The following is a 22,157-nucleotide window of genomic DNA, read 5'->3' on the forward strand; positions in this document are numbered from 1 at the left end:
TCCCCGCTGCCGGACCCGCCCATGTTCCATCCGACTCCCACGCCTTCCCGCTACGCCGCCGTCGAACTCGGCTCCGATAGTTTCCGCCTGCACGTCGGACGCATCGAGCAGGGCGAACTGGTATTGGAGGCGACCCTGTGCGAACGGGTCGCGCTGGCCGCGTCCTTCGAGGAGGACGGCAGCCTGTGCGACGCCGCGATGCGGCGCGCGCTGGCCTGCCTGCGTGAGTTCGCGGAGACCCTGGACGCCTGGCATCCGCAGGCGGTGCGGGTGGTCGCCACCGCCGCACTGCGCATGGCGCGCAACGGCGCCGTCTTCCTGCCTGCCGCCGAACGGGCGCTGGGACGTCCCATCGAGCTGATCGCCGGCGACGAGGCCGGGCGCCTGGTCTACATGGGCGTGGCCAGCACGCTCGGCGATGGCGGCGAGGCGCGTCTGGTGGTCGACATCGGCGGCGCCTCGACCGAACTGGTGCTGGGACGCGGCGCGGCCATCGAGCGCATCGAATCCTTCCGGGTCGGCGCGGTGCGCCAGAGCCTGAGCTTCTTTGCCGACGGCGCCATCGACGCCGCCGGCTTCGACGCCGCCGTGCGCTCCGGGCGCAGCCGCTTCGCCGAGACCGCGCTGGCCGGCCGTCATTGGGAAAAAGCTTACGGCGCCTGCGGCACCGTGCGGGCACTCAGCGAAATCGCCCGCGAAGACCGGCTGGACGGCGGACGCCTGACGCCCGCGGTGCTGGATGAACTGCGCCAGCGCTTCCTGCGCGCCGGCCACGTGGCGCGGATACGCCTGGCCTGGCCGGCGGCGGCGCGCGCGCCGCACCTGGCGGGCGGCCTGGCGCTCCTGATCGCGCTGGTGGAGGAGTGCGGCGTCGGCGAGGCGGTGCCAGTGCATGCCGGCCTGCGCGTGGGCGCCCTGTGGGACCTGCACCGGCGCGCCGGCCCGGCCGCCGCAGCGGCGCGGCGGGCGCCGGCGCCAGACGGGATGTCGCTGCGCGGCTGACTGTCGTTTTCGTGTCAAAATTCTATTTTTGCTGTTGTTCGGAAACGTCTGGTGGCATACTCGTGTTGTTCGTTCAACCACGCCCGCCACCCGTTTTCCATGCGCCGCCGCTTATCCTTGTCAGCCCTGTCCGCCCTGGCCGCCTGTTGCCTGCTGCTGCAAGCGCGGGCCCAGGCTGCGCCGGCCGACCACATCACCCTGTGCTTCGAGCGCCAGGAAGTGCGGCCCTGGCGCACGCTGGACGGCGGCGGCCTGAACTTCGAGCTGCTGGCCGAAGTCGCCAGGCGCACCGGCGTCACCTTCGATTACCAGAGCATGCCCTGGAAGCGCTGCCTCGAGCAGCTCAAGGCGAACCAGGTCGGCGGCGCCTTCGCTGTCAGCTTCAACCGTGAGCGCATGACGCTCGGCGCCTATCCGGGCGTGGCGCCCGGCGCGTCCGAACCCCACGCCGACCCGTCCAAGCGCATGCATATCGATACCTACATGCTGGTGCGCCGGCGCGGCAGCCGCCTCGACTGGGACGGCAAATCCTTCCGCAACCTGGACGGGCGGGTCGGCTTCCAGCTCGGCTACTCGGTGGGCGACTTCCTGCGCGCCCAGGGCGTGGCGACCGACGACGGCAGCCAGCGCTCGGACGAGCTGGCGCAGAAACTGATCGCGGGCCGCCTGGCCGGCGCCGCGCTGGGCGGCGGCGACGCCGCGCGGCTGATGCGCGGCCCCTACGGCAAGCGGCTCGAAGTGCTGCCGGTGCCGCTGATCGAGAAACCTTACTATCTGGTGCTGTCGAGCGCCCTGGTAGCGAGCCGGCCGCAGCTGGCGTCACGCCTGTGGGACGCGGTCGAGGAGGTGCGCAATACGCCCGCCTACCGCAAGCGCGAGCAGCAGGCGCTGGGCGCCAGCCCATCGAGGGGACGCGGCCCGGGAGCGCATCATTAAGCGCCGCCACGGCCGGCTGGGCGTGGTGCCGCGCCGCCTGATCGAGAACTGGCGCCAGAACATCGTGTTCCGCCTCGGGGCCGGGATCGTGCTCGCGGTCGCGCTGTCGACCGGCGTGTACACCACCTACACCCTGCACACCCTGCGCCTCGACGCCGACGCCCGTCTGCAGGAGCGCATCGAGCGCCAGGCCAAGGTGCTGCAGCACGCGCTGGCGCGTCCGCTGTTCGACATCAACAGCGCCGCCGTGAACTCGGTGGTCGATGCGCTCGGCGCCACCCCCGAGGTCCAGACACTGCGCGTGCTGGCGCCGGACGGTTCCCTCATCGCGGGCCTCGGCAATCCGGATGAACCCGAGGCCGACCTGCGCGTGCGGCGCCGCATCAACTACCACGACGGCACCCGCACCTATGCGGTCGGCGCCATCGAACTGGCCTTCTCGCGCCAGCAGATCGACGAAGACCTGCGCAAGCAGATCGTGCACACCGCCGCCGCCAACATCCTGCTCACGCTGGCCATCGTCGCCTGCGTGTTCGTGGTGGGGCGCCGCATGTCGCAGCCCTTCGCCGACATCCAGGACGCGCTCGAGAAGCTGGCGCGCGGCGAGACCGACATCCGCCTGTCCGGCATCGGCCGGCGCGACCAGGTCGGGCGCCTGTCGTCCGCGGTGCGCAGCTTCCGCGATACCCTCAACCGGCTGCGCCAGGCCGAGCAGGTCACCAATGGCCTGCTGCGCGAGAAGAGCCGCATCGAGCAGCAGCTGCGCGAGCTGAACGAAGACCTGGAACAGAAGATCGCCGCCCGCACCGAGGAACTGACGCAGTCGAACCTGCGCGCCGAAGCGGCAAACGTCGCCAAGTCCGAGTTCCTGGCCAATATGAGCCACGAGATCCGCACGCCGATGAGCGCGATCATCGGCATGGCCTACCTGGCGCTGCGCACCGACCTCAATCCCAAGCAGCAGGACTACGTCGGCAAGATCCACCGCGCCGCGCTGTCGCTGCTCGGCATCATCAACGACATCCTCGACTTTTCCAAGATCGAGGCCGGCAAGCTCGATGTCGAGCAGGTGCCGTTCTGCCTCGACGAAGTGCTCGGCAACGTGGCCAGCGTGACCAGCCAGCGCGCCGCCGACAAACGCCTCGAATACCTGTTCCACGTGCCGCACGCGGTGCCGCGCAAACTGGTGGGCGACCCGCTGCGTCTTGGGCAGGTCCTGATCAACCTGGTCAACAACGCAGTCAAGTTCACGCCCGCGGGCGAGCTGCAGCTGTCCTGCATTCCACTCAAAGGGGCGGAACCCGGACGCGTGAAGCTGCGCTTCGCGGTGCGCGACACCGGCATCGGCATCGGCGAGGAGCAGCAGGCCAAGCTGTTCCGCGCCTTCAGCCAGGCCAACGGCTCGACCACGCGCGAGTACGGCGGAACCGGCCTGGGACTGTCGATCTCGCAGCAGCTGGTGGGCCTGATGGGCGGGCGCATCGCGGTCGACAGCGCGCCGAACGCCGGTTCGACCTTCCATTTCGACCTCGACTTCGCGCTCTCGGGCGAACCCGAATCGACCCTGGTGGGGCCGGCGGAACTGAACGGCGCGCGTGTGCTGGTGGTGGACGACAGCGCGCTGGCGCGCGCCATCCTGCGCGAGGCGCTGGCGGCGCTGCCGCTGCGGGTCGAGTGCGCCTCGGACGCGCGCCATGCCGAGGGCGCGATCATCGCCGCCGACGCCGCCGGCATGCCTTACCGGCTGGTGCTGACCGACTGCAGCATGCCGCGCATGGACGGCATCGAGCTGGTGCGCCGCATCACCTCGAACCAGGATTTGTGCGCGCCGCCGCTGACCGTGCTGGTGACGGCCTTCGGGCGCGAGGACGTGCAGGCCAGGGCCGAAGAGGCGGGCGTGAACGGCTTCCTGTTCAAGCCCTTCGTGCAGTCGGCGCTGTCGGCCACCCTGGCCGGCCTGTTCACGGCCGCAGCCCCGGGTGCGGCCGGCGCCGGCGTGGTGCGCGCCCACCAGCAGGGCGCGCGCGTGCTGGTGGTGGAGGACAACCTGGTCAACCAGCAGATCGCGCGCGAACTGCTCGAGGCCCAGGGTGTCGACGTGGACGTCGCCTCGACCGGCCAGCAGGCGCTGGAAAAACTGTTCGATGCCGGGCCGGGCGCCTACCGCCTGGTGCTGATGGACCTCGAGATGCCCCAGCTCGACGGCCACGCCGCCACCGTGGAACTGCGCAAGGATGCGCGCTTCGACGACCTGCCGGTGATCGCGATGACGGCGCATGCGCTGTCCGAGATCCGCGAACGCTGCCTGAACGAGGGCATGCAGGACTACATCACCAAGCCGGTCGACCCGGAAAAGCTGTACGCCACGCTGGCGCGCTGGATGGGCAAGGCGATGCCGGCACGCGCCGCATTGCCTGCGCCCGACCTGGCCCCGCTGCCCGGCCTGGCCGGCATCGACTCGGCCTTCGGCCTGCGCAACGTCGGCGGCAACAGCGCGCTCTACGTCGAGCTGCTGGACCGCTTCCGCGTTTCCCAGCGCGACGCCGGCTGCAGTATCCGCAGCGACCTCGATGGCGGGCGCCTGCGCGACGCGGCCAGCCGTGCGCATTCGCTGCGCGGCGTAGCCGGCAACATCGGCGCGCGCGAGCTCATGGCGCTGGCCCAGGAAATCGAGGAGCTGGCCTGCAGGCCCGCGCCGAACGACATTGAGCTCGACCGCAGCGTCGGGGCGCTCGAACGCGCCATGGCCGATCTGATGGACTCGCTCGACTGCTACTTCGCCAATGCGCCCGAGGTGCCGGCCGCCGCGCCGGCCGCGGGCGCGCAGCCGGCCGCCGACGATGCGCATCAAGCGCAGGAAGCCGCGGACCAGCTGGAACGCCTGCTGGCCGAGTTCTCGGGCGAGGCCACCGATTATTTCGACACCGTGCGCGCCCCGCTGGGCCGCCTTCTCGGCTCCGGCGCGCTGGCGCGCCTCGAGGCGCACCTGTCGCGTTACGAATTCGAAGAAGCGCGCCTGGTGCTGGCCCAGGCCGGGGGCGCTTCTTCCTCCATCGCGGAACACATATGAACGCCCTGCAGGACAAGCAATACCGGCCGACGATCCTGATCGTCGACGACACGCCGGACAACATCATGCTGCTGTCGCGCCTGCTGAAGGACAAGTACCACACCAAGGTGGCCACCAATGGCAGCACCGCGCTGCAGGTCGCCGCCGCGACCCCGGACCTGGACCTGATCCTGCTGGACGTGATGATGCCGGGGATGGATGGCTATGAAACCTGCCGCCAGCTGAAGGCCAACCCGGCCACCACCGACATTCCGGTGATCTTCCTGACGGCGAAGAACCAGATCGAGGACGAGGCGATGGGCCTGTCGGTCGGCGCGGTGGACTACCTTGGCAAGCCGATCAGTCCGCCGATCCTGTTCGCGCGCGTCGCGACCCACCTGACCCTGCGCGCGGCGCGCAAGCTACTGCAGGAGCACAACCAGAACCTGGAGCGCATGGTGCAGCAGCGCACCGCCCAGCTGCTCCTGGCGCAGGAGGCGCTGATCCTGGCGATGGCCTCGATGGCCGAGACCCGCGACGGCGGGCCGGCCAACCACATCCGCCGCACCCAGCACTACATGCGCGCGCTGGCGCTGAAGCTGCGCAGCCATCCGCGCTTCGCCGCCAGCCTGAGCGACGAAAACATCGAGCTGATGACCAAGTCGGCGCCGCTGCACGACATCGGCAAGGTCGCGATCCCCGACCACATCCTCCAGAAGCGCGGCAAGCTCGACCCGGAAGAGTTCGAGGTGATGAAGCTGCATGCGGCCTACGGACGCGACACCATCATGTTGGCCGAGAAGCACCTGGGCGGCAGCAACAGCTTCCTGATGTTCGCGCGCGAGATCGCCCATTCGCACCAGGAGAAGTGGGATGGCAGCGGCTATCCGGAAAGCCTGCGCGGCGAGGACATTCCCGTGTCGGCGCGCCTGATGGCGGTGGCCGACGTGTACGACGCGCTGATCTCGCGCCGCGTGTACAAGCCGCCGTTCACGCACGCGCAGTCGCTCGAGATCATGGGCCAGGGCCGCGGCACGCATTTCGATCCGGACGTGCTCGACGCCTTCTTCGCGCTCGAAGAGGAATTCGCGCGCATCGCCGAGGAGTTTGCCGACGAGGAGGAGCGGGCGTAGCGTACTGGCAGACAGGGGCCAAATCGACTATATTGTTTAGCTTGTTGAACGATGGAGTCGGTAATGCCCAGGAAGTCAGCTGCCGTTCCGGCGGCGAAACCAACGCCGAAAACGCCGGCCAAGTCCACCAAGCCTGCCGTCAAGGCGGCCGCCAAAGCGGCGGCGAAGTCGCTGGCCGCCCCCGCACCGAAACGCGCCCGGCGCAAGCTGGCTGCAGCACCGGCAACGCGCGATAGGGCATTGGCCGCGCACCCGGTGCTGGTGCGCGACAGCTTCACCATGCCCGAGCAGGAATACGCCGTGCTCGCCGACGTCAAGCAGGCCTGCCTGCGCGCCGGCATCGATGTCAAGAAGAGCGAGCTGCTGCGCATCGGCGTGGCCCTGCTGGGCCAGGTCGACATCGCCACCCTCAAGTCGGTGCTGGCGGCGCTGCCGCGGCTTAAGACCGGACGGCCCCCGGCCGCGCCCTAGCAGCATCCTGCGCCAAGGGCCCGGCGTGGCACGCCGTCAATGGATCGATGCGCTGGTCAGCTCCTTCAGTTCGCGGATCGGGATGTTCGACTTCTCGTGCATGCGCAGCAGGATGGTTGCGCCGACGTTGAGCTTGCGGTGGCGGATCTTGCTGATGATCGGCGGCTGCACCTCGAGCACGCGGCACAGCTCGGCATCGTTCTTCAACTGCATACGCTCGATCAGGGTGTCGAGCAGCTTGTTGGGCACGAAGCTCGACGGCTCCAGGGCGCGGGCCCGGTGCATCGCGGCGAGCATTTCCTGTTTTTTCTGTCTGACGCTCATGTTGCTTCTCCGAATTTGTACACATGGATTCGGGACAGATCGACTGTTCTGGAAATACGCCCAGCCTGTTGTGTAAACGTTTAGGTGGCGGGTCGTTGTGATATTACTACGATTACGCCACGCACGATTCACGAATTGAGCGCAACTCATCCGTATCGTGCTTCTTTCTTCGCGGAATTTACGCTAATTTCAATCCGGAACGAGTCAGGAGCAAGACCTGGTCGGCCATGGCGGCCGCGGCGTGGGAGTGGGTGACCATGATGGCGCCGGCGCCGCTCTGGCGGGTTTCGCGGCGCAGCAGGTCGAGGATGCCGGCGGCGGTCTCGGGGTCGAGGTTGCCGGTCGGTTCGTCGGCCAGCAGCAGGGCGGGGCGATGCACCAGGGCGCGCGCGATCGCCACCCGCTGCAGCTCCCCGCCGGACAGCTGGCGCGGGAAGTCGGCGCCGCGCCCGGCCAGCCCGACCGCGGCCAGCATCTCGCCGGCGCGCGCATCGGGCTCACGGTTCAGCAGCAGCGGCAGCGCCACGTTCTGGTGCAGGGTCAGGTGCGGCAGCACGTGGAAGGCCTGGAAGATGAAGCCCATGCGGGTGCGGCGCAGGCGGGTCGCGGCCGCGTCGTCGAGCGCCGACATCGGGGTGCCGTCCACGATCACCTGGCCCGCGTCGGGCGCGTCCAGGCCCGCGATGATGTTCAGCAGGGTCGATTTGCCGACCCCCGACTCGCCCATGATGGCGACGAACTCGCCGGCGCGGAAGGTATGCGACAGCTGGGACAGCACCGTGCGGCCGCCGTAGGACTTGCTCAGGTTGTCGAGGACGAGCATGGTTCTCCTTGGGATCAGCGCGTCAGCGCGCGGCGCAACAGGAAACTGGCGGCATCCACCGCCGCCACCAGCAGCAGCATCGCCAGCACCACGGTGGCCGCGCTCTGCATCTGGAACAGCGACAGGTGGTATTTCAGCATCTGGCCCAGGCCGCCGGCGCCCACCACCCCCAGCACGGCGGCGGCGCGGATGTTGTTCTCCCAGCGGTACAGGGTGTAGGACAGCATTTGCGGCAGGGCTTGCGGCAAGGTCGCATACAGGAAGGCCGCCAGCGCCGAGGCGCCGTTGGTGCGCAGGCTGGCTTCCGGCAGCGGCTCGGCGTTCTCGAGGGCGTCGGCGAACAGGCGCCCCAGCACGCCGCTGGTATGGGCGGCCAGCGCCAGCGTGCCGGCGAAGGGGCCGAGGCCGGCCGCGACCAGCAGCAGCGCGGCCCACACCAGTTCGGGAATCGAGCGCAGGACGTTCAGCAGGACCCGTGTGATGCCGCGCAGGACGGTGCCGGCACGGCCGGCCGCGGGCAGCGCCAGCGCCATGCCGGCGGCCGCCGCCAGCAGGGTGCCGACCAGCGACATGGCCAGGGTCTCCCACAGGGCCGACGCGGTCTTCGCCAGGAAGGCTGGGCTGGTCTCGGGCGGCGTGAACCCGGACAGGAACTCGGATGCCGATCCCAGGGCCTCGGGCGTGAAGAACGCCGCCCACTGCAGGGGCAGCGAAGCAAAGCTGGCCACCACGAGCGCCACCAGGGCCGCAAGCAGTACCAGCGTGCCGGCGGCGCGCGGCGGTGGCAGTGGTGGTGACTGCGCGGGCTTCATCCCAGCCTCCGGCGCAGCAGCTTCGAGACCAGGTCGGCCAGCGCCACCAGCAGTACGAACACGATCAGCATGGTCGAGACTTCGCCGCCCGCCATCATCTTGGTGGATTCCTCCATGCGCTGGCCGAGTCCGCCGGCGCCGACGAAGCCCATCACCGCCGAGCCGCGGATCGCGCACTCCCAGCGGTACACGGTATACGACACCAGTTCGGCGCTCGACTCCGGCAGCGCCCCGTACAGCAGCGCGCTCAGGCGCCCGCTGCCGTTGGCCAGCAGGGCGTCGGTGGCACGGGCGTCGGACGACTCCAGGATTTCGGCATAGACCTTGGCCAGCATGCCGCAATAGGTGAGGGCGATGGCCAGCACGCCGGCGGTCGGCCCGAGGCCGACGATGCGCACGAACAGCAGCGCCCACACCAGTTCCGGCACGCTGCGCAGCAGCACCAGCACCCAGCGCAGCAACTGGCGCAGCAGGGCCGCGGCCGGGTGCATGCGCCCGGTGCCGAGCCGCGAAATGGACAGGCGCTCGCTGATCGCCATGGTGGCCGGGACCGCCCCCAGCAGCGCCAGGCTCAGGCCGGCGGTGGCGATGGCGACGGTTTGCCAGGTCTCGCGCAGCACCAGGGCCAGGAATTCGGCCCCGAGCGCCGGGCGCAGGAAATCGGAAAGAAAGCCCCAGGCCGCCGCCAGGCTTTGCGGGTCGAACAGCAGCCAGGGCTTGAATTCGCTGGCCACCAGCATCGGCCACAGGAGCAGCAGGCACACGAGCGTGGCGGCGACGCGGCCGCGCCAGGCCGGATCGGGATGGGCGGCGGGCATCAGAAGCAGGCGCCGACGGCGATCCGGTCGGGCGATTCGTGCGGGTGCTGCGGGTGCGGCTGGACCTGGTCGTTCTCGTACAGGGCGGCAATCATGGCGTCGCTGACGGCTTCGCGCGGCGCGTCGAACACGATGCGGCCTTGGCGCAAGCCGACCAGGCGCGGGAAATGGGCGCGCGCCATCTCGACCTGGTGCAGGCTGCACACCAGGGCCGCCTTGCGCTCGGCGGCTTCCTGCTGGAGGGTGGCCAGCGTGTGCCGGGCCAGCGCCGGATCGAGCGCGGAGATCGGCTCGTCCACCAGCAGGGCTTCGGCGCTGGACAGCAGCAGGCGCGCCAGGCCGCAGCGCTGGCGCTCGCCGCCGGACAGGCGGTCGACCCGCGCATACAGCTTGTCGCCCAGGCCGAAGCGCGCCAGGGCGGCATGGGCCGCGTCCGGATCGCCCGGCCGTACCAGCGAAGCGAAGGCTTGCCACAGGCTCATGTGGGGCAGGCGCGCCGCCAGCACCGCGGTCACCACGCGCTGGCGCGGCGGCAGCGGCGGCGTCTGCGGCGCCAGGAACAGGCGCGCACGCAGGCGGTGGCGCGCGGCCTGCGACAAGGCCCAGGGGTCTTGCCCGAACACGGCGAAGCTGCCCTGGGCCGGACGGTGGGCGCAAGCCAGGGTGGCGAGCAGGGTGGTCTTGCCGGCGCCGGAAGGGCCGATCAGGGCCAGCTGCTCGCCGGGAGCGACGGCCAGGTCGAGTTCATGCAGGGCGGGGGCGACATGTGCCGCCGCCAGATGCCTGACCGTGAGCTTGTCGAGCCGGAAGCTCATCGCGCCCGGGGATTACTTCAGCAGGCCGGCGTTGCGCGCCGCCGCTTCGATCGCCGAGTAGTTCGACGTCCTGGTGGGGATGAATTTCGTGGCGCGCTGCAGTTCCAGGATCTGCTTGCCTTCCGGAGTCGAGTCGTCCAGGGCCAGGAAGGCATCGGTGATCTTCTTCTGCAGGGCCGGGCTCATGTCGCTGCGCACGGTCCAGTTGTAGTCGTAGTAGCCGGGGGTGGTGTAGAACACGCGCACCGCCTTCGGGTCGACCTTCTTGGCTTCGACCAGCTTTTCCCAGACCGAGATGTTGAGGGCGCCGGCATCGACCTTGCCGCCCGCGACCGCGGCCACGGTGGCGTCATGCGCGCCCGAGAAGGCGACGCGCTTCAGGTCGGTGTCCGGATTCACCTTGGCGCCCAGCAGGAAGGAACGCGGCATCAGGTGGCCCGACGTGGACGACTCGGAACCGAAGGACAGGGTCTTGCCCTTCAGGTCTTCGAGCTTGTTGATCTCCGGCTTGGTGGTGACGAACACCGAGCGGAACTTCTCGTCCTCGGCGCGCTGCACCAGCGGGGTGACCTGGCCCTTGCTGCGGACATTGGCCTGCACGAAGGTGAAGCCGCCGAACCAGACCATGTCGATCTTGCGGTTGATCAGGCCCTCGACCGAGGCCGCATAGTCGGTCACCGGGGTGAACTCGACCTTCAGGCCGGTCGCCTTGGCCAGGTAGTCGCCCAGCGGGTTGAACTTGCGCTGCAGTTCGGTCGGCGCTTCGTCGGGGATGGCCGAGACGCGCAGCACGCCCGGCGTGTTCTGGGCATAGGCGCCGCCGGCGGCGAACATCAGGCCGGCCATGGCGGTAGCGGTGAACATGGTTTTCAGGACACGCGAAGGGGAGAATGGGGTCATATCGGCTTTCTTATCGAGCTGGTATTGGGCTTATTGAGCACAGGAAATTAAAGAATCGCGGTCGTCACGCCTGCACCGCAGGCGAAAACGGTGGATGGCCGAATTCCGCTATGATGGCCAAAACGGCAACCCGGCTTCGGCTCTCCAAGCTTGGGGCATCCCTAGGCCATTCTGCATGGTGCGGCATGGCGGCACGAATGATAACGCTTATGCACATCTCCTGCACGGAAGACCGCCCGCGCGCCGCCAACGCCCACGTGGCGGACGAGCTGCACGCCGGCCTCGAGGCGCCTGAGGCCTGGATCTCGCCCAAGTTCCTCTACGACGCCCTCGGCTCCAAGCTGTTCGAGGCCATCTGCGAACTGCCCGAGTACTACCCGACCCGCACCGAGGCGGGCATCTTCGCGCGCCATGGCGCCGAGATCGCGCGCGTGGCCGGCAGCGGCGCCACCCTGGTCGACCTGGGTGCCGGCAACTGCGCCAAGGCCGCCGCGCTGTTTCCGCTGCTCCAGCCGGCCCAGTATGTCGCGGTCGACATCTCGGCCGAATTCCTGTGCGATGCCCTGGCGCGCCTGCGCCAGCGCTTCCCGCACATCGACATGGCAGGGCTGGGCATGGACTTTTCCAGCCGCTTCGAATTGCCGCCGACGGTGGCGGCGCAGCGCCGCCTGTTCTTTTATCCCGGCTCCTCGATCGGCAACTTCACGCCGGACGAAGCCCAGGGCTTCCTGCGCCGCCTGCGCCTGCAATGCGGCGACGACGGCGGGGTGCTGATCGGCGTCGACCTGGCCAAGGACAAGGACACGCTGGACGCCGCCTACGACGACGCCCTCGGCGTCACCGCGGCCTTCAACCTGAACGTGCTGCGCCACGTGAACCACCTGGTCGGCGCCGACTTCGACATCCGCGCCTGGCGCCACCACGGCTTCTACGATCCGGCGCGCGGCCGGGTCGAGATGCACCTCGAGGCCGTGCGCGACCAGGACGTGCACTGGCAATGCGGCGCTCAAGCATGCAGCCGCCGCTTCGCGGCCGGCGACACCATCCACACCGAGAACAGCTACAAGTACCAGCAGGCCGACGCGATCGCGCTGCTGGAACGCTCCGGCTTCGAGGCCACCCGCGTGTGGACCGACCCGCAGCGCTGGTTCGCGGTCATCCACGCACAGGCGATCCGCTGATGGGCATCGGGCAGCGCGAAGACATCCTGCACGCCTTCGAGCGGGTGCGCGGCCGTTCGCTCGAGCTCGCCGCACCCCTGTCGGCCGAGGACTGCTGCGCGCAGTCGATGCCCGACGCCAGCCCGGTCAAGTGGCACCTGGCGCATACCACCTGGTTCCTCGAGACCTTCATCCTGGAAGCGCACGAGCAGGGCTTCGCCCCCTTCCACGCCGCTTTCCGGGTGCTGTTCAATTCCTATTACAACGGCATCGGCGCCAGGCACCCGCGTGCGCAGCGCGGCCTGCTCACCCGGCCCTCGCTCGACGAGGTGCGCGCCTACCGCCTCGACGTCGACCGCCGCATCGCCCGGCTGCTGGCGGCCGGCGCCGGCGCCGACGTGGCGGCGCTGGTCGAACTCGGCCTGCAGCACGAGCAGCAGCACCAGGAACTGATGCTCACGGATATAAAACACCTGCTGTCGCGCAATCCGCTGTACCCGGCCTATTCGGCGCAGGCGATGGAAGCGGGGGCGGCGCCGGAGCCCCAGTCCTGGATCGAATTCGACGGCGGCCTGGCCGAAATCGGCTACGGCGGCGACGGCTTCTGCTTCGACAACGAGCTGCCGCGCCACCGCACCTACGTCGCGCCTTTCGAGCTGGCCTCGCGCCTGGTCACCAACGGCGAGTACCGCGAATTCATCGAGGCCGGCGGCTACCGCGACCCTGGGCTGTGGCTGGCCGAGGGCTGGGACCGGGTCTGCGCCGGCGAGATGCCGCACCCGCTGTACTGGATCGCCGGCGAGGATGGCTGGAGCGAGTTCACGCTGCACGGCGTGCAGGAGCTCGACCCGGCCCGCCCGGTCACCCACGTCTCGCTGTACGAAGCGGATGCCTATGCGCGCTGGCGCGGCCTGCGCCTGCCGACCGAGGCCGAGTGGGAATTCGCCGCACGCCAGGCCCTGCTGGACAGCGGCGGCCTGCACCCGGAGGCGGCGGAAGGCGACGGCCTGCTGCAGATGTTCGGGGCTTGCTGGCAGTGGACCAGCAGCAGCTACGCGGCTTACCCCGGCTATGCGCCGGCCGCCGGCGCCATCGGCGAGTACAACGGCAAGTTCATGATCAACCAGTACGTGCTGCGCGGCTCTTCCTGCGCCACACCCGGCGGCCACGCGCGGGCCAGCTACCGCAACTTCTTCCCGGCCGGAGCGCGCTGGCAGTTCACCGGGATCAGGCTGGCGCGATGAGCCGCCGCCGGAGCTGGCGCGAGCGTCTGCTGGACCATCGCGCGAACGTCTGGATCCTGTCGCACCCCTTCGCCTTCGTCTTCCAGGTCATCCGCGGCTTCCGCGCCAACCAGGGCCTGCTGCTGGCCGGCGCCGTGGCCTACTACGCGCTGCTGTCGATCGTGCCCTTCCTGATGCTGGTGGTGGTGGCGCTGTCGCATTTCATCGACCAGGCCGAGCTGCTCGAGACCCTGCGCCGCTACCTCGGGCTGCTGGTGCCCGGACAGACCGGGCCGATCGTGGACGAGGTGGCGCACTTCCTTGGCAACCGCGAGCTGATCACCTGGCTGCTGGGCGCGACCATGCTGTTCTTCAGCTCGCTCGCCTTCACGGTGCTCGAGAACGCGATGAGCGTGATCTTCGTCCACCGGGTGGCGGTCAGGCGCCGCCACTTCCTGGTGTCGGCCGTGCTCCCGTACTGCTACATCCTGGCGCTGGGCCTGGGGGTCATGATCGTCACCCTGGTGGCGGGGACGCTGGAGGTGATGGGCCAGGAGAGCGTCTGGCTGTTCGGCTTCGAGTGGTCGCTCGGCGGCGTCTCGGGCGTGCTGCTCTACCTGCTCGGGCTGCTGGGCGAAATCCTGGTGCTGACCTCGATCTACCTGGTGATGCCGGTCGGGCGCCTGTCGATCTGGCATGCCCTGGTCGGCGGCATCACCGCGGCGCTGCTATGGGAGATCGCGCGCCACGTGCTGATCTGGTACTTCTCGACCCTGTCGCAGGTGAACGTCGTGTACGGCTCGATGACGACGGCGATCGTGGTCATGTTCAGCCTCGAGATCGCGGCCACGCTGCTGCTGCTCGGCGCCCAGGTGATCGCCGAGTACGAACGCGTCGGGCAAGGGCAGGTCGACCGGCCGCCTGAGACGATGCACACCGAGCCGCCGGGCTGACGCCCGATCGCCGTTCCCGGTAGGCTACACTGCCGGGCATGGCGCACTTTACTCTTTGCTGGGAACTCGGCGGCGGGCTCGGACACGCCGGCCGCCTCAAATCGATCGCACTGCCGCTGCGCGCGCGCGGCCACCGGGTGAGCTTCGTGCTGCGCGACCTGGTGCTGACGCGCCGCCTCCTGCACGGACTCGACATCCCCGGCTTCCAGGCCCCGGTCTGGCTGCACCGCACCGCCGGCCTGCCGCCGGACCAGGCCAGCCTTGCCGAGATCCTGCTCGCCTGCGGCTACCTGGACGCCGACGCGCTGGCCGGCTTGTGCGGGGGCTGGCGCGCCCAGTTCCAGCAGGGGCGTCCCGACCTGGTCATCGCCGACTATGCGCCGACCGCGCTGCTCGCGGCGCGCAGCCTGGGCTTGCCCGGCGCGGCGCTGGGGCCGGGCTTTACGATGCCGCCCGCCGGCGAGCCGCTGCCGCCGCTGCGCGGCTGGGAGGCGCCGCAGCCGGCGCGCCTGCGCGCGGCCGAAGCGCGCCTGCTCGACAGCGCCAATACGGTCCTGGCCGCACATGGCGCAGCGCCGCTGGCCTGGGGCGCCGACCTGCTGCTCGGCGACCACCCGCTGCTGTGCACCTGGCCCGAGCTCGACCACTTCGGCCGCAGCGGCGGCGGTCCCTGGCTGGGGCCGAACCTGGCGCAGCCGGCCGCGGGACCGGCGCAATGGCCACTTGGCGAGGGGCCGCGCGTGTTCGCCTACCTGCGGCGCGGGGTGGCGGAATCGGCCGAGGTCCTGGGAGCGCTGGTACGGCGGGGCTGCCGGGTGCTGTGCTACATGCCCGAGGTCGCGGCCGGTGCGCCGGCGCCGCTCGACAAGCCCCTGGTCCGCTACGCGCCGGCGCCGGTGGCGCTGCCCGAGGCATTGGCAGGCTGCGAGCTGGTGGTCAGCCACGCGGGTGAAGCGCTGGTGGCCCAGGCCTTGCTGGCCGGGCGGCCGCTGCTGATGCTGCCGCATTCGGCGGAGAGCTTCCTGATGGCGCGCCGCGTGGCGCAGCTGAGGGCGGGGATCAATGCGATGGGCATGCCGCGTCCGCGCGACTGGGAGGCGATGACGGCGGCGCTGCTCGATGGGGAGGCTTACCGCGCGGCGGCAGCGTTGTTCGCAGGCCGCCATGCGGATTTCGATCCGGCGCGCCAGGCCGAAGCGCTGGCGGACCGTTTCGAGGCGATGCTTCCTTAAGCGACGCTGACGCGCGCCGTTCCCGCTTCCATGCGGCCGATCACCGCCGCATCGGCGAAGCCTTCGCGCGCGAACAGCGCCAGCACCTCGTCCACGCTGGCCGGATCGCAGGACACCAGCAGGCCGCCCGAGGTCTGCGGGTCGGTCAGCAGGGCGCGCTGGGCCGGGGTGATGGCGGCGCCGAGTTCCACGTCCTTGCCGTAGGCGTCCCAGTTGCGGCCGGAGGCGCCGGTGAAGAAGCCGTCCTGCGCCAGCTGCAGCACGCCGGGCAGCAGCGGCACCTTGTCCATCTCGAGCGCGGCCGACAGCTGTGCGCCGCGCGCCAGTTCCAGCAGGTGGCCGAGCAGGCCGAAGCCGGTGACGTCGGTCAGCGCGTGTACGCCGGGCATGTCCGCCAGCAGGCGGCCCGGCTTGTTCAGCTTGGTCGTGTTGGCGATCATCGCCGCATAGCCGTCTTCACCCAGCGCATCCTTCTTCAGCGCGGCCGACAGCACGCCCACGCCGAGCGGCTTGCCGAGGACCAGCACATCGCCCGCGCGGGCGTCGGCATTGCGCTTGACCTTCGAGGGATGCACCAGGCCCAGCACCACCAGGCCGTAGATCGGCTCGACCGAATCGATGGTGTGGCCGCCCGCGATCGGGATGCCGGCGTCGGCGCACACCGACTCGCCGCCGCGGATGATCTGGCCGATGGTCTCGAGCGGCAGCTTGTTGACCGGCATGCCGACCAGGGCCAGGGCCATGATCGGGGTGCCGCCCATCGCGTACACGTCCGAGATCGCATTGGTCGCGGCGATGCGGCCGAAGTCGAAGGGATCGTCGACGATCGGCATGAAGAAGTCGGTGGTGGCGATCAGGGCCTGCTCGTCGTTGAGCTTGTAGACGGCGGCATCGTCGGCGGTCTCGATGCCGACCATCAGCTCCTTCGGCACCGGGAAGCCGGCTGACTTGTTGAGGATTTCGGCCAGCACGCCCGGGGCGATCTTGCAGCCGCAGCCGCCGCCGTGCGAGAAGGAAGTGAGTTTGATGGGTTGTTCGGCCGTGGTGCTCATCGTCGTGCTCATCGTGGTTCCGTGTAGGTGTTGGCGTCTGGCGCATGAAGGAGAAGATTATCCACCAAGTCGCGCAGCGCCGCTTGCTCGGCGCTTGGGGCGAACAGGGCGGCGCGGGCCGCGCACTGGCGCCGCAACAGGGCGTCGAAGGCGGCGTCGCCAACGATCCGGTCGATCAGGCGCGCCAGCGCGGCCGCGTCGCCCGCCGTGAAATAGCCGGCGTAGTCCTCGCCCAGCATGCCGCGGTTGCCGCCGATATCGGAGGCCAGCACCGGCACGCCGCTGGTGACGGCTTCGATGATCACGTTGGCGCCGCCTTCCATGGTCGACGTGATCGCCATCGCGTGGCAGCGCTTGAGGCGCTGGCGTGCGGCGGCATGGGGCAGGGCGCCGAGCCAGCGGTAGCGCAAGTTGTGCGACTGGCAACGCTCGGCGGCCCGGCCCAGTGCCGGGTCGAGCGCAGCGCCGATGTGCAGCAGGCGCGCGGCAGGATGCGCCACCAGGTCCGCGGCGCGGATGAAGCTCATGGGGTCTTTCTCCTCGCGCAGGTGGCCGATCATGCAGATGTCGCGGTAGGGCGGCGTGGCCGCCGGGCGCCACGGACGCAGGGCCGGCGCCGACTGGTAGATGACGCGGGCCTTGCCGTGCAGCGCCTCCGGCAATTGGGCCAGGCCGGCCGGCTGCAGCAGCACCAGGGCCGTGGCGCGATCGAGCGAAGCGCGCGCCTGGGCGTCGGCAGCGATGTCGCGGTAGAGATCAGTGCCGGTCAGCACGAGTACCGCGGGGCGCTCGGGAAACGCCGCGCTGAAGGCGGCCAGTGCGGCGGCCGAGCGGCGCGCGTGCAGGGCGATCATCAGGTCCGGCGCCGGATCGTCGGCCGACCAGCTCCCCGCAATGTGCAGCTCGTGGGCGCCGCGCAGGAAACGCGCCCAGCGGCTCGCGGTCTGCCAGTTGCCGTTGTTTTCGCGGGCAGTGGCGGGGCTGACGATAAGGATGCGCTTGCGCACTGCCGGGTTCTCCAATAGTCGGGACCGCGATTATACGACGGGAGTAGAGGCGAAAAAAATGGCTGCCCGAGGGCAGCCATTCTTCATGAAGCAATCAGCGATCAGTATTCGCCGAAGCTGCGGCGGGTGCCGTCGGCCGAGCGCGGATGCGCCGGCTTGGCAAAGCCGCCTTCACGGCGTGCGCCTTCCGGGCGGTTGCCACGGTAGCCGCCTTCGCGCGGTGCGCCGGCCGGTGCGCCTTCGCGCGGTGCCGCGTCACGGCGGTAGCCGCCTTCACGCTGCGGACGGTCGCCGTAGCCACCGGTACGCGGTGCGCCGAAGCCTTCACGCGGACCGCGGTCGGCGAAACCACCTTCACGCGGCGCACGGTCGCCATAACCCGGCTTGGCAAAGCTGCGCTGGGCCGGCTTGGCGGCGTTGCGGCCGTCGCCCGGTTTCCAGCCCGGACGCGAACCCGAACGGGCAGGCGCCGAACGCTTCGGCTCGAAGCCTTCCACGACGTCGACCGGAATCAGCTGCTTGGTGAAGCGCTCGATGCGCTTCACGTTCATGCCTTCCGCGTGGTTCACCAGCGAGATCGCCAGGCCGTTGCGGCCTGCACGGCCGGTACGGCCGATGCGGTGGACGTAATCTTCCGGGAACTTCGGCAGGTCGTAGTTCACCACGTGGGTGATGGTCGGCACGTCGATGCCGCGGGCGGCGACGTCGGTAGCCACCAGCACGCGCACCTGGCCGCGGCGCATGCCGTCCAGGGTGCGGTTGCGCGCGCCCTGGTGCATGTCGCCGTGCAGGGCGGCGGCCGCGAAGCCGGCGATGTTCAGGCGGTCGGCGATCATGTCGGCGTCACGCTTGGTGGCGGTGAACACCACGGCCTGGTCCATCGTTTCGTCGCGCAGCAGGTGGTCGAGCAGGCGGTTCTTGTGCGACAGGTCGTCGACGAAGTGGACCTTCTGCACGATGTTCTCGTGGCGGTTGGTCGCGCTCAGGATCTGGATGGTCTGCGGATCCTTGGTGATGCGGCGCGCCATGTTGCCGACGACGCCGTCCAGGGTGGCCGAGAACAGCATGGTCTGGCGGCTGGCCGGGGTGGCGGCGACGATCTTTTCGATATCGTCGATGAAACCCATGTCCAGCATGCGGTCGGCTTCGTCCAGCACCAGGATTTCCAGTTGCGAGAAGTCGATCTTGCCCGATTCCATGTGGTCGATCAGGCGGCCCGGGGTCGCCACCAGGATTTCAGGATTCTTCGACAGCAGCTGCATCTGCTTCGGGTAAGGCATGCCACCCAGGATCGACACGGCGCGCAGGCGGCGCATGTCCGAGGTATATTGTTCGGTCGCGGTGGTCACTTGCAGTGCCAGTTCGCGGGTCGGGGTCAGGACCAGCATCTTCGGCTGGGCCGGGGTGAAACGGACGCGTTCGCCACGGGCGCGCGCCGACTGCGCGCTCTGCGCAGGGGTGCGGCTCTGGGGCGCCGGTTCCATGCCGGCCAGCTTGTGCAGGGCCGGCAGCATGAATGCCGCGGTCTTGCCCGAGCCGGTCTGCGAGGACACCAGCAGGTCGCGGCCGGCGATGCCGGCGGGGATGGCCTGTTCCTGCACCGGAGTCGGCTTGGTATAGCCGGCGGTGGCAACTGCCTTGACGAGCGACGCGTGTAAACCTAGTGCTTCAAAACTCATGTGTACTTTTACTTTCGGAATAAATCATGATCGCGCGTGTCGAAACGACGAGCGCAAAATAGCAACGCGAACCAACACTACGAAATGACTCAGAAATGAAAGAAATTTCGGCACAAAAGCTTTGCGCCGGGACGGTGTCTTGGTGCTGACACACAGGGCGGGAGGGCTTTTCAGGAGGGCGATAAACGTATCGCCAGGCTTGCGATGCTGCTTGGGTACTGCTGTGGTGAACTGCTGGATCCTGTCTGTTCGGACCTGCTATTGCAGCGCACAAACGACACTATACAGGAGTTTGAAAAAGTCTGCACGCGTTCGCACAGTTGTGCGAACGCGGCGGGCGTGTTGCAGTGCGCTTCAGCGCTGCTTCCGCTTGGACGAGGTGTTGCGGGAGATGCGCTTCTTGCTCGACGTAGCTGCCTTGGCCTTGTAGCGCGAGGCCGAGGCCTTCACGCGCGGGCTGCGCTCGGCTTCGAAGGCCACCACCGCGTTCTCGATGATGTTTTCGGCGATGTCGCCGGCTTGCGAGGCCGAGGCCTTCGGCACCAGGATGGTGGAGCCGGCCTTGAGGGTCGATTTCGCCGGGATGTTGTTGGCCTGGCGGATGACTTCCGGGGTGGTGCCGAATTTCGATGCCAGCGAGGCGATGGAGACGCGCGCACCGGTGATCTTGTGCGTGGTCCAGGTCGACAGTTCGCGGCCCCACTGGGCCAGGTTCAGGTGGAACTTCTCGGCGTTTTCCTTCGGCAGCAGGATCTTGGTTTTTTCGCCGCCGGTGATCACCGGCTTCTTGAACTGCGGGTTCAGCGCCCGGAACTCGTCGAGCGACATTTCGGCCAGCTGGGCGGCGACGGCGACGTCGATGTCGCTGGTCTTGTCGACGGCGGTGAAGTAGGGCTGGTTCTCGATCGCCGGCAGGGCGACGTTGTATTGCGCCGGGTTGGCGACGATGTTCTTGACCGCCTGCAGCTTCGGCACGTAGTTGCGGGTTTCAAGCGGCATCAGCTCGGCCAGGCTGTCGAAGTCGGTGCCCTTGCCGAGCGCCTGGTTCTTCTTGATGATGCGCTGGATGTTGCCTTCGCCCCAGTTATACGCCGCCAGGGCCAGCTGCCAGTCGCCGAACATCGTGTACAGGCGCTGCAGGTAGCTCAGCGCCGCATCGGTCGAGGCCAGCACGCCGCGGCGCTCGTCCTTGAACATGTTCTGCTTCAGGTTGTAGTCCTTGCCGGTGCCCGGCACGAACTGCCAGAGGCCGGCGGCATTCGCGGTCGACAGGGCTTGCGGGTTGAATCCGGACTCGATCACCGGCAGCAGGGCCAGTTCGGTCGGCATGCTGCGTTTTTCCAGTTCCTGCACCACGTGATAGAGATAGGGCGAGGCACGGCCCGAGATGCGCTTGAGGCTGTCCGGACGTGCGCTGTAGGCCTGGGTGTGGCGTGCGACCAGGCTGTTGTCGAGGTCGGGGATGGCGTAGCCGCTGCGGATGCGGCCCCAGACGTCGGTTTCCTTGTACTCGTCGACCTTCAGCAGGCCGGGCGTCAGCGGCGCGGCGGTACGGGCGTTGAGTACGGCGGCGGCAGGTGCGGCGCCGGCGGGCGCGTTGTCCATCGCATGGGTGATCGGGGAGGTGGCCAGCAGTGCCAGCGCGGCAGTCGCTACAGTCTTGCGGATCATGTCGTGCATCGCTTTCCAATGTTGCGTTCGAGAACGAACGTACTGGTCAAGAGGGCAGTGTACGTAGTCATGCTTGAGTCAGTCAAGGCATATGTCCCGATCGTTACAAATTTCTTGCTGCAATTCATTTCTAAAAATTGACATCATGAAAACGGATATTGCCGGAAGATGCAGGCGAAATCGCGGCGGGATGCTGCGGATGGCCGGTGCTGGAGGGAGCCTCGTTTTGCTCGTCCGTTTCATGGCTAGCCTAGCTTCCAGGGGGTGTCAATCTATGAGGGCGCGCAAAGTGTGCGTACAATCCGGCTTCCGCCTACTGCGCGTTTTTTTTGAGTTGTCACCCATGAGTACTGCAAACCCGAATGCCGACGACGACGCCATCGTCGCCGCCACCCGCCGCTGGCTGGAACGGGCCGTCATCGGCCTGAACCTGTGCCCCTTCGCCAAATCCGTCTATGTGAAGGAGCAGGTGCGCTACGTCGTCTCGGCCGCGACCACGCCGGAAGCGCTGCTGGAGCAGCTCATGGACGAGCTGCAGCACCTGTCGGATACCCCGGCCGAGCAGGTCGACACGACCCTGCTGATCCATCCCTTCGTGCTGAGCGATTTCGAGGACTACAACGAATTCCTGGACGTGGCCGATGCGGCGGTCGAGGACATGCAGCTCGACGGCGAACTGCAGGTGGCGAGCTTCCATCCGGACTACCAGTTCGCGGATACCGACCCGAACGACATCGCGAACTACACCAACCGCGCGCCGTATCCGATCCTGCACCTGCTGCGCGAGGACAGCATCGACCGTGCGGTCGAGGCCTTCCCGGAGGCGGCCGAGATCTTCGAGAAGAACATCGATACCATGGAAACGCTCGGCCACGAAGGCTGGGACAAGCTCGATGTCGGACCAGCGCGCTAAGCCGGCGGAGCGTCCGGACACGCCCTGCGTGGCGGTGTGTTCGACCACGTTCGACGAGATCTGCCGCGGCTGCGGGCGCACCGTGGCCGAAGTATCGCAGTGGGTGGTGATGAGCGCCGAGGAAAAGGAGCGGGTCTGGGAACGCATCCTGGCGCAGGGTTACCCGCGCAGGAACACCTAGGCC

At 68.7% G+C, this 22,157-nt stretch carries 21 protein-coding genes; 11 read left to right on the forward strand and 10 right to left on the reverse strand.

Translation table 11 applies throughout. From position 1 onward, the window contains the following. The first annotated feature begins 21 nt into the window (after positions 1 to 21). The 5 genes from AC56LK_RS20640 (at position 22) to AC56LK_RS20660 (ending at position 6,591) form a co-directional block, all read left to right on the forward strand. A complete protein-coding gene (locus AC56LK_RS20640) occupies positions 22 to 1,002 on the forward strand; it encodes a Ppx/GppA phosphatase family protein (protein ID WP_497186352.1) in 981 nt (326 codons plus the stop codon). A 117-nt stretch (positions 1,003 to 1,119) separates the two neighbouring features. Continuing rightward, positions 1,120 to 1,938, forward strand: coding sequence for a substrate-binding periplasmic protein (locus AC56LK_RS20645; protein ID WP_497186353.1), 819 nt, complete (start codon positions 1,120 to 1,122; stop codon positions 1,936 to 1,938). A 22-nt stretch (positions 1,939 to 1,960) separates the two neighbouring features. Further along, positions 1,961 to 5,008 carry a response regulator gene (locus AC56LK_RS20650; RefSeq protein WP_497186354.1) on the forward strand — a complete coding sequence of 1,016 codons (3,048 nt, stop codon included), beginning with the start codon at positions 1,961 to 1,963 and terminating at the stop codon, positions 5,006 to 5,008. After that, positions 5,005 to 6,120: a response regulator gene (locus AC56LK_RS20655; protein ID WP_497186355.1), complete on the forward strand. Its 1,116-nt coding sequence runs from the start codon at positions 5,005 to 5,007 to the stop codon at positions 6,118 to 6,120. The genes AC56LK_RS20650 and AC56LK_RS20655 overlap by 4 nt, the downstream gene beginning before the upstream one ends. Positions 6,121 to 6,183: 63 nt before the next feature. Beyond that, on the forward strand, positions 6,184 to 6,591 hold the full coding sequence (locus AC56LK_RS20660) for a hypothetical protein (protein ID WP_497186356.1): 408 nt from the start codon (positions 6,184 to 6,186) through the stop codon (positions 6,589 to 6,591). Positions 6,592 to 6,627: 36 nt separating this feature from the next. Here the strand turns inward: AC56LK_RS20660 and AC56LK_RS20665 are convergent, their stop codons facing one another. From AC56LK_RS20665 to AC56LK_RS20690, 6 genes are all read right to left on the reverse strand, one after another. Further along, positions 6,628 to 6,915: a hypothetical protein gene (locus AC56LK_RS20665; protein ID WP_036211798.1), complete on the reverse strand. Its 288-nt coding sequence runs from the start codon at positions 6,913 to 6,915 to the stop codon at positions 6,628 to 6,630. Between the two features lie 178 nt (positions 6,916 to 7,093). Continuing rightward, positions 7,094 to 7,738, reverse strand: a complete 645-nt coding sequence (locus AC56LK_RS20670) for an ABC transporter ATP-binding protein (RefSeq protein WP_497186357.1) — start codon at positions 7,736 to 7,738, stop codon at positions 7,094 to 7,096. 14 nt (positions 7,739 to 7,752) lie between these two features. Beyond that, the gene (phnE, locus tag AC56LK_RS20675; protein WP_497186358.1) at positions 7,753 to 8,550 is read right to left on the reverse strand and encodes a phosphonate ABC transporter, permease protein PhnE; all 798 of its coding nucleotides are present in this window, start codon (positions 8,548 to 8,550) and stop codon (positions 7,753 to 7,755) included. Further along, positions 8,547 to 9,368, reverse strand: a complete 822-nt coding sequence (locus AC56LK_RS20680) for a PhnE/PtxC family ABC transporter permease (protein WP_497186359.1) — start codon at positions 9,366 to 9,368, stop codon at positions 8,547 to 8,549. The genes phnE and AC56LK_RS20680 overlap by 4 nt, the downstream gene beginning before the upstream one ends. Continuing rightward, entirely contained in the window at positions 9,368 to 10,183 is an 816-nt protein-coding gene (locus tag AC56LK_RS20685; RefSeq protein ID WP_497186360.1) for a phosphonate ABC transporter ATP-binding protein, read from the reverse strand. The genes AC56LK_RS20680 and AC56LK_RS20685 overlap by 1 nt, the downstream gene beginning before the upstream one ends. Positions 10,184 to 10,195: 12 nt before the next feature. Next, positions 10,196 to 11,083 carry a putative selenate ABC transporter substrate-binding protein gene (locus AC56LK_RS20690; protein WP_497186361.1) on the reverse strand — a complete coding sequence of 296 codons (888 nt, stop codon included), beginning with the start codon at positions 11,081 to 11,083 and terminating at the stop codon, positions 10,196 to 10,198. Between the two features lie 209 nt (positions 11,084 to 11,292). On the opposite strand from AC56LK_RS20690, the gene egtD reads away from it, so the two are divergent. The 4 genes from egtD to AC56LK_RS20710 are packed head-to-tail and all read left to right on the forward strand — an operon-like array spanning position 11,293 to position 15,651. Further along, complete coding sequence (gene egtD, locus AC56LK_RS20695) at positions 11,293 to 12,264, forward strand: L-histidine N(alpha)-methyltransferase (RefSeq protein WP_497186362.1); 972 nt, start codon at positions 11,293 to 11,295, stop codon at positions 12,262 to 12,264. Continuing rightward, entirely contained in the window at positions 12,264 to 13,487 is a 1,224-nt protein-coding gene (gene egtB / locus AC56LK_RS20700) for an ergothioneine biosynthesis protein EgtB (protein WP_497186363.1), read from the forward strand. Before egtD ends, egtB begins: the two co-directional genes overlap by 1 nt. Then, positions 13,484 to 14,419: a YihY/virulence factor BrkB family protein gene (locus tag AC56LK_RS20705; RefSeq protein WP_497186364.1), complete on the forward strand. Its 936-nt coding sequence runs from the start codon at positions 13,484 to 13,486 to the stop codon at positions 14,417 to 14,419. Before egtB ends, AC56LK_RS20705 begins: the two co-directional genes overlap by 4 nt. A gap of 38 nt (positions 14,420 to 14,457) precedes the next feature. Continuing rightward, positions 14,458 to 15,651 (forward strand): glycosyltransferase, encoded by a 1,194-nt coding sequence (locus AC56LK_RS20710; protein ID WP_497186365.1) that lies wholly within the window; start codon positions 14,458 to 14,460, stop codon positions 15,649 to 15,651. On the opposite strand, the gene selD is transcribed toward AC56LK_RS20710, so the two are convergent. From selD to AC56LK_RS20730, 4 genes are all read right to left on the reverse strand, one after another. Next, positions 15,648 to 16,703 (reverse strand): selenide, water dikinase SelD, encoded by a 1,056-nt coding sequence (gene selD / locus AC56LK_RS20715; RefSeq protein WP_497186377.1) that lies wholly within the window; start codon positions 16,701 to 16,703, stop codon positions 15,648 to 15,650. The two genes, AC56LK_RS20710 and selD, sit on opposite strands and share 4 nt — an antisense overlap. An 8-nt stretch (positions 16,704 to 16,711) precedes the next feature. Next, positions 16,712 to 17,710, reverse strand: a complete 999-nt coding sequence (gene senB / locus AC56LK_RS20720) for a selenoneine biosynthesis selenosugar synthase SenB (protein ID WP_497186366.1) — start codon at positions 17,708 to 17,710, stop codon at positions 16,712 to 16,714. A gap of 101 nt (positions 17,711 to 17,811) precedes the next feature. Then, the gene (locus AC56LK_RS20725; protein WP_497186367.1) at positions 17,812 to 19,389 is read right to left on the reverse strand and encodes a DEAD/DEAH box helicase; all 1,578 of its coding nucleotides are present in this window, start codon (positions 19,387 to 19,389) and stop codon (positions 17,812 to 17,814) included. Between the two features lie 354 nt (positions 19,390 to 19,743). Next, positions 19,744 to 21,069, reverse strand: coding sequence for a transglycosylase SLT domain-containing protein (locus AC56LK_RS20730; protein ID WP_497186368.1), 1,326 nt, complete (start codon positions 21,067 to 21,069; stop codon positions 19,744 to 19,746). Between the two features lie 334 nt (positions 21,070 to 21,403). On the opposite strand from AC56LK_RS20730, the gene AC56LK_RS20735 reads away from it, so the two are divergent. Both AC56LK_RS20735 and AC56LK_RS20740 read left to right on the forward strand, forming a co-directional pair. Continuing rightward, a complete protein-coding gene (locus AC56LK_RS20735) occupies positions 21,404 to 21,973 on the forward strand; it encodes a DUF1415 domain-containing protein (protein WP_497186369.1) in 570 nt (189 codons plus the stop codon). After that, positions 21,954 to 22,154, forward strand: coding sequence for a DUF1289 domain-containing protein (locus AC56LK_RS20740; RefSeq protein WP_497186370.1), 201 nt, complete (start codon positions 21,954 to 21,956; stop codon positions 22,152 to 22,154). Before AC56LK_RS20735 ends, AC56LK_RS20740 begins: the two co-directional genes overlap by 20 nt. Positions 22,155 to 22,157: the final 3 nt, after the last annotated feature.

This window comes from Telluria sp. ZB4P36 (assembly GCF_059685865.1).

Excerpts from the sequence above, each read along its gene's own strand:
- AC56LK_RS20640 (WP_497186352.1), top strand. The coding sequence starts at position 22 with ATGTTCCATCCGACTCCCACGCCTTCCCGCTACGCCGCCGTCGAACTC.
- AC56LK_RS20655 (WP_497186355.1), top strand. The coding sequence starts at position 5,005 with ATGAACGCCCTGCAGGACAAGCAATACCGGCCGACGATCCTGATCGTC.
- AC56LK_RS20660 (WP_497186356.1), top strand. The coding sequence starts at position 6,184 with ATGCCCAGGAAGTCAGCTGCCGTTCCGGCGGCGAAACCAACGCCGAAA.
- AC56LK_RS20665 (WP_036211798.1), bottom strand. The coding sequence starts at position 6,915 with ATGAGCGTCAGACAGAAAAAACAGGAAATGCTCGCCGCGATGCACCGG.
- AC56LK_RS20670 (WP_497186357.1), bottom strand. The coding sequence starts at position 7,738 with ATGCTCGTCCTCGACAACCTGAGCAAGTCCTACGGCGGCCGCACGGTG.
- phnE (WP_497186358.1), bottom strand. The coding sequence starts at position 8,550 with ATGAAGCCCGCGCAGTCACCACCACTGCCACCGCCGCGCGCCGCCGGC.
- AC56LK_RS20680 (WP_497186359.1), bottom strand. The coding sequence starts at position 9,368 with ATGCCCGCCGCCCATCCCGATCCGGCCTGGCGCGGCCGCGTCGCCGCC.
- AC56LK_RS20685 (WP_497186360.1), bottom strand. The coding sequence starts at position 10,183 with ATGAGCTTCCGGCTCGACAAGCTCACGGTCAGGCATCTGGCGGCGGCA.
- AC56LK_RS20690 (WP_497186361.1), bottom strand. The coding sequence starts at position 11,083 with ATGACCCCATTCTCCCCTTCGCGTGTCCTGAAAACCATGTTCACCGCT.
- egtD (WP_497186362.1), top strand. The coding sequence starts at position 11,293 with ATGCACATCTCCTGCACGGAAGACCGCCCGCGCGCCGCCAACGCCCAC.
- egtB (WP_497186363.1), top strand. The coding sequence starts at position 12,264 with ATGGGCATCGGGCAGCGCGAAGACATCCTGCACGCCTTCGAGCGGGTG.
- AC56LK_RS20705 (WP_497186364.1), top strand. The coding sequence starts at position 13,484 with ATGAGCCGCCGCCGGAGCTGGCGCGAGCGTCTGCTGGACCATCGCGCG.
- AC56LK_RS20710 (WP_497186365.1), top strand. The coding sequence starts at position 14,458 with ATGGCGCACTTTACTCTTTGCTGGGAACTCGGCGGCGGGCTCGGACAC.
- selD (WP_497186377.1), bottom strand. The coding sequence starts at position 16,703 with ATGAGCACCACGGCCGAACAACCCATCAAACTCACTTCCTTCTCGCAC.
- AC56LK_RS20725 (WP_497186367.1), bottom strand. The coding sequence starts at position 19,389 with ATGAGTTTTGAAGCACTAGGTTTACACGCGTCGCTCGTCAAGGCAGTT.
- AC56LK_RS20730 (WP_497186368.1), bottom strand. The coding sequence starts at position 21,069 with ATGCACGACATGATCCGCAAGACTGTAGCGACTGCCGCGCTGGCACTG.
- AC56LK_RS20735 (WP_497186369.1), top strand. The coding sequence starts at position 21,404 with ATGAGTACTGCAAACCCGAATGCCGACGACGACGCCATCGTCGCCGCC.
- AC56LK_RS20740 (WP_497186370.1), top strand. The coding sequence starts at position 21,954 with ATGTCGGACCAGCGCGCTAAGCCGGCGGAGCGTCCGGACACGCCCTGC.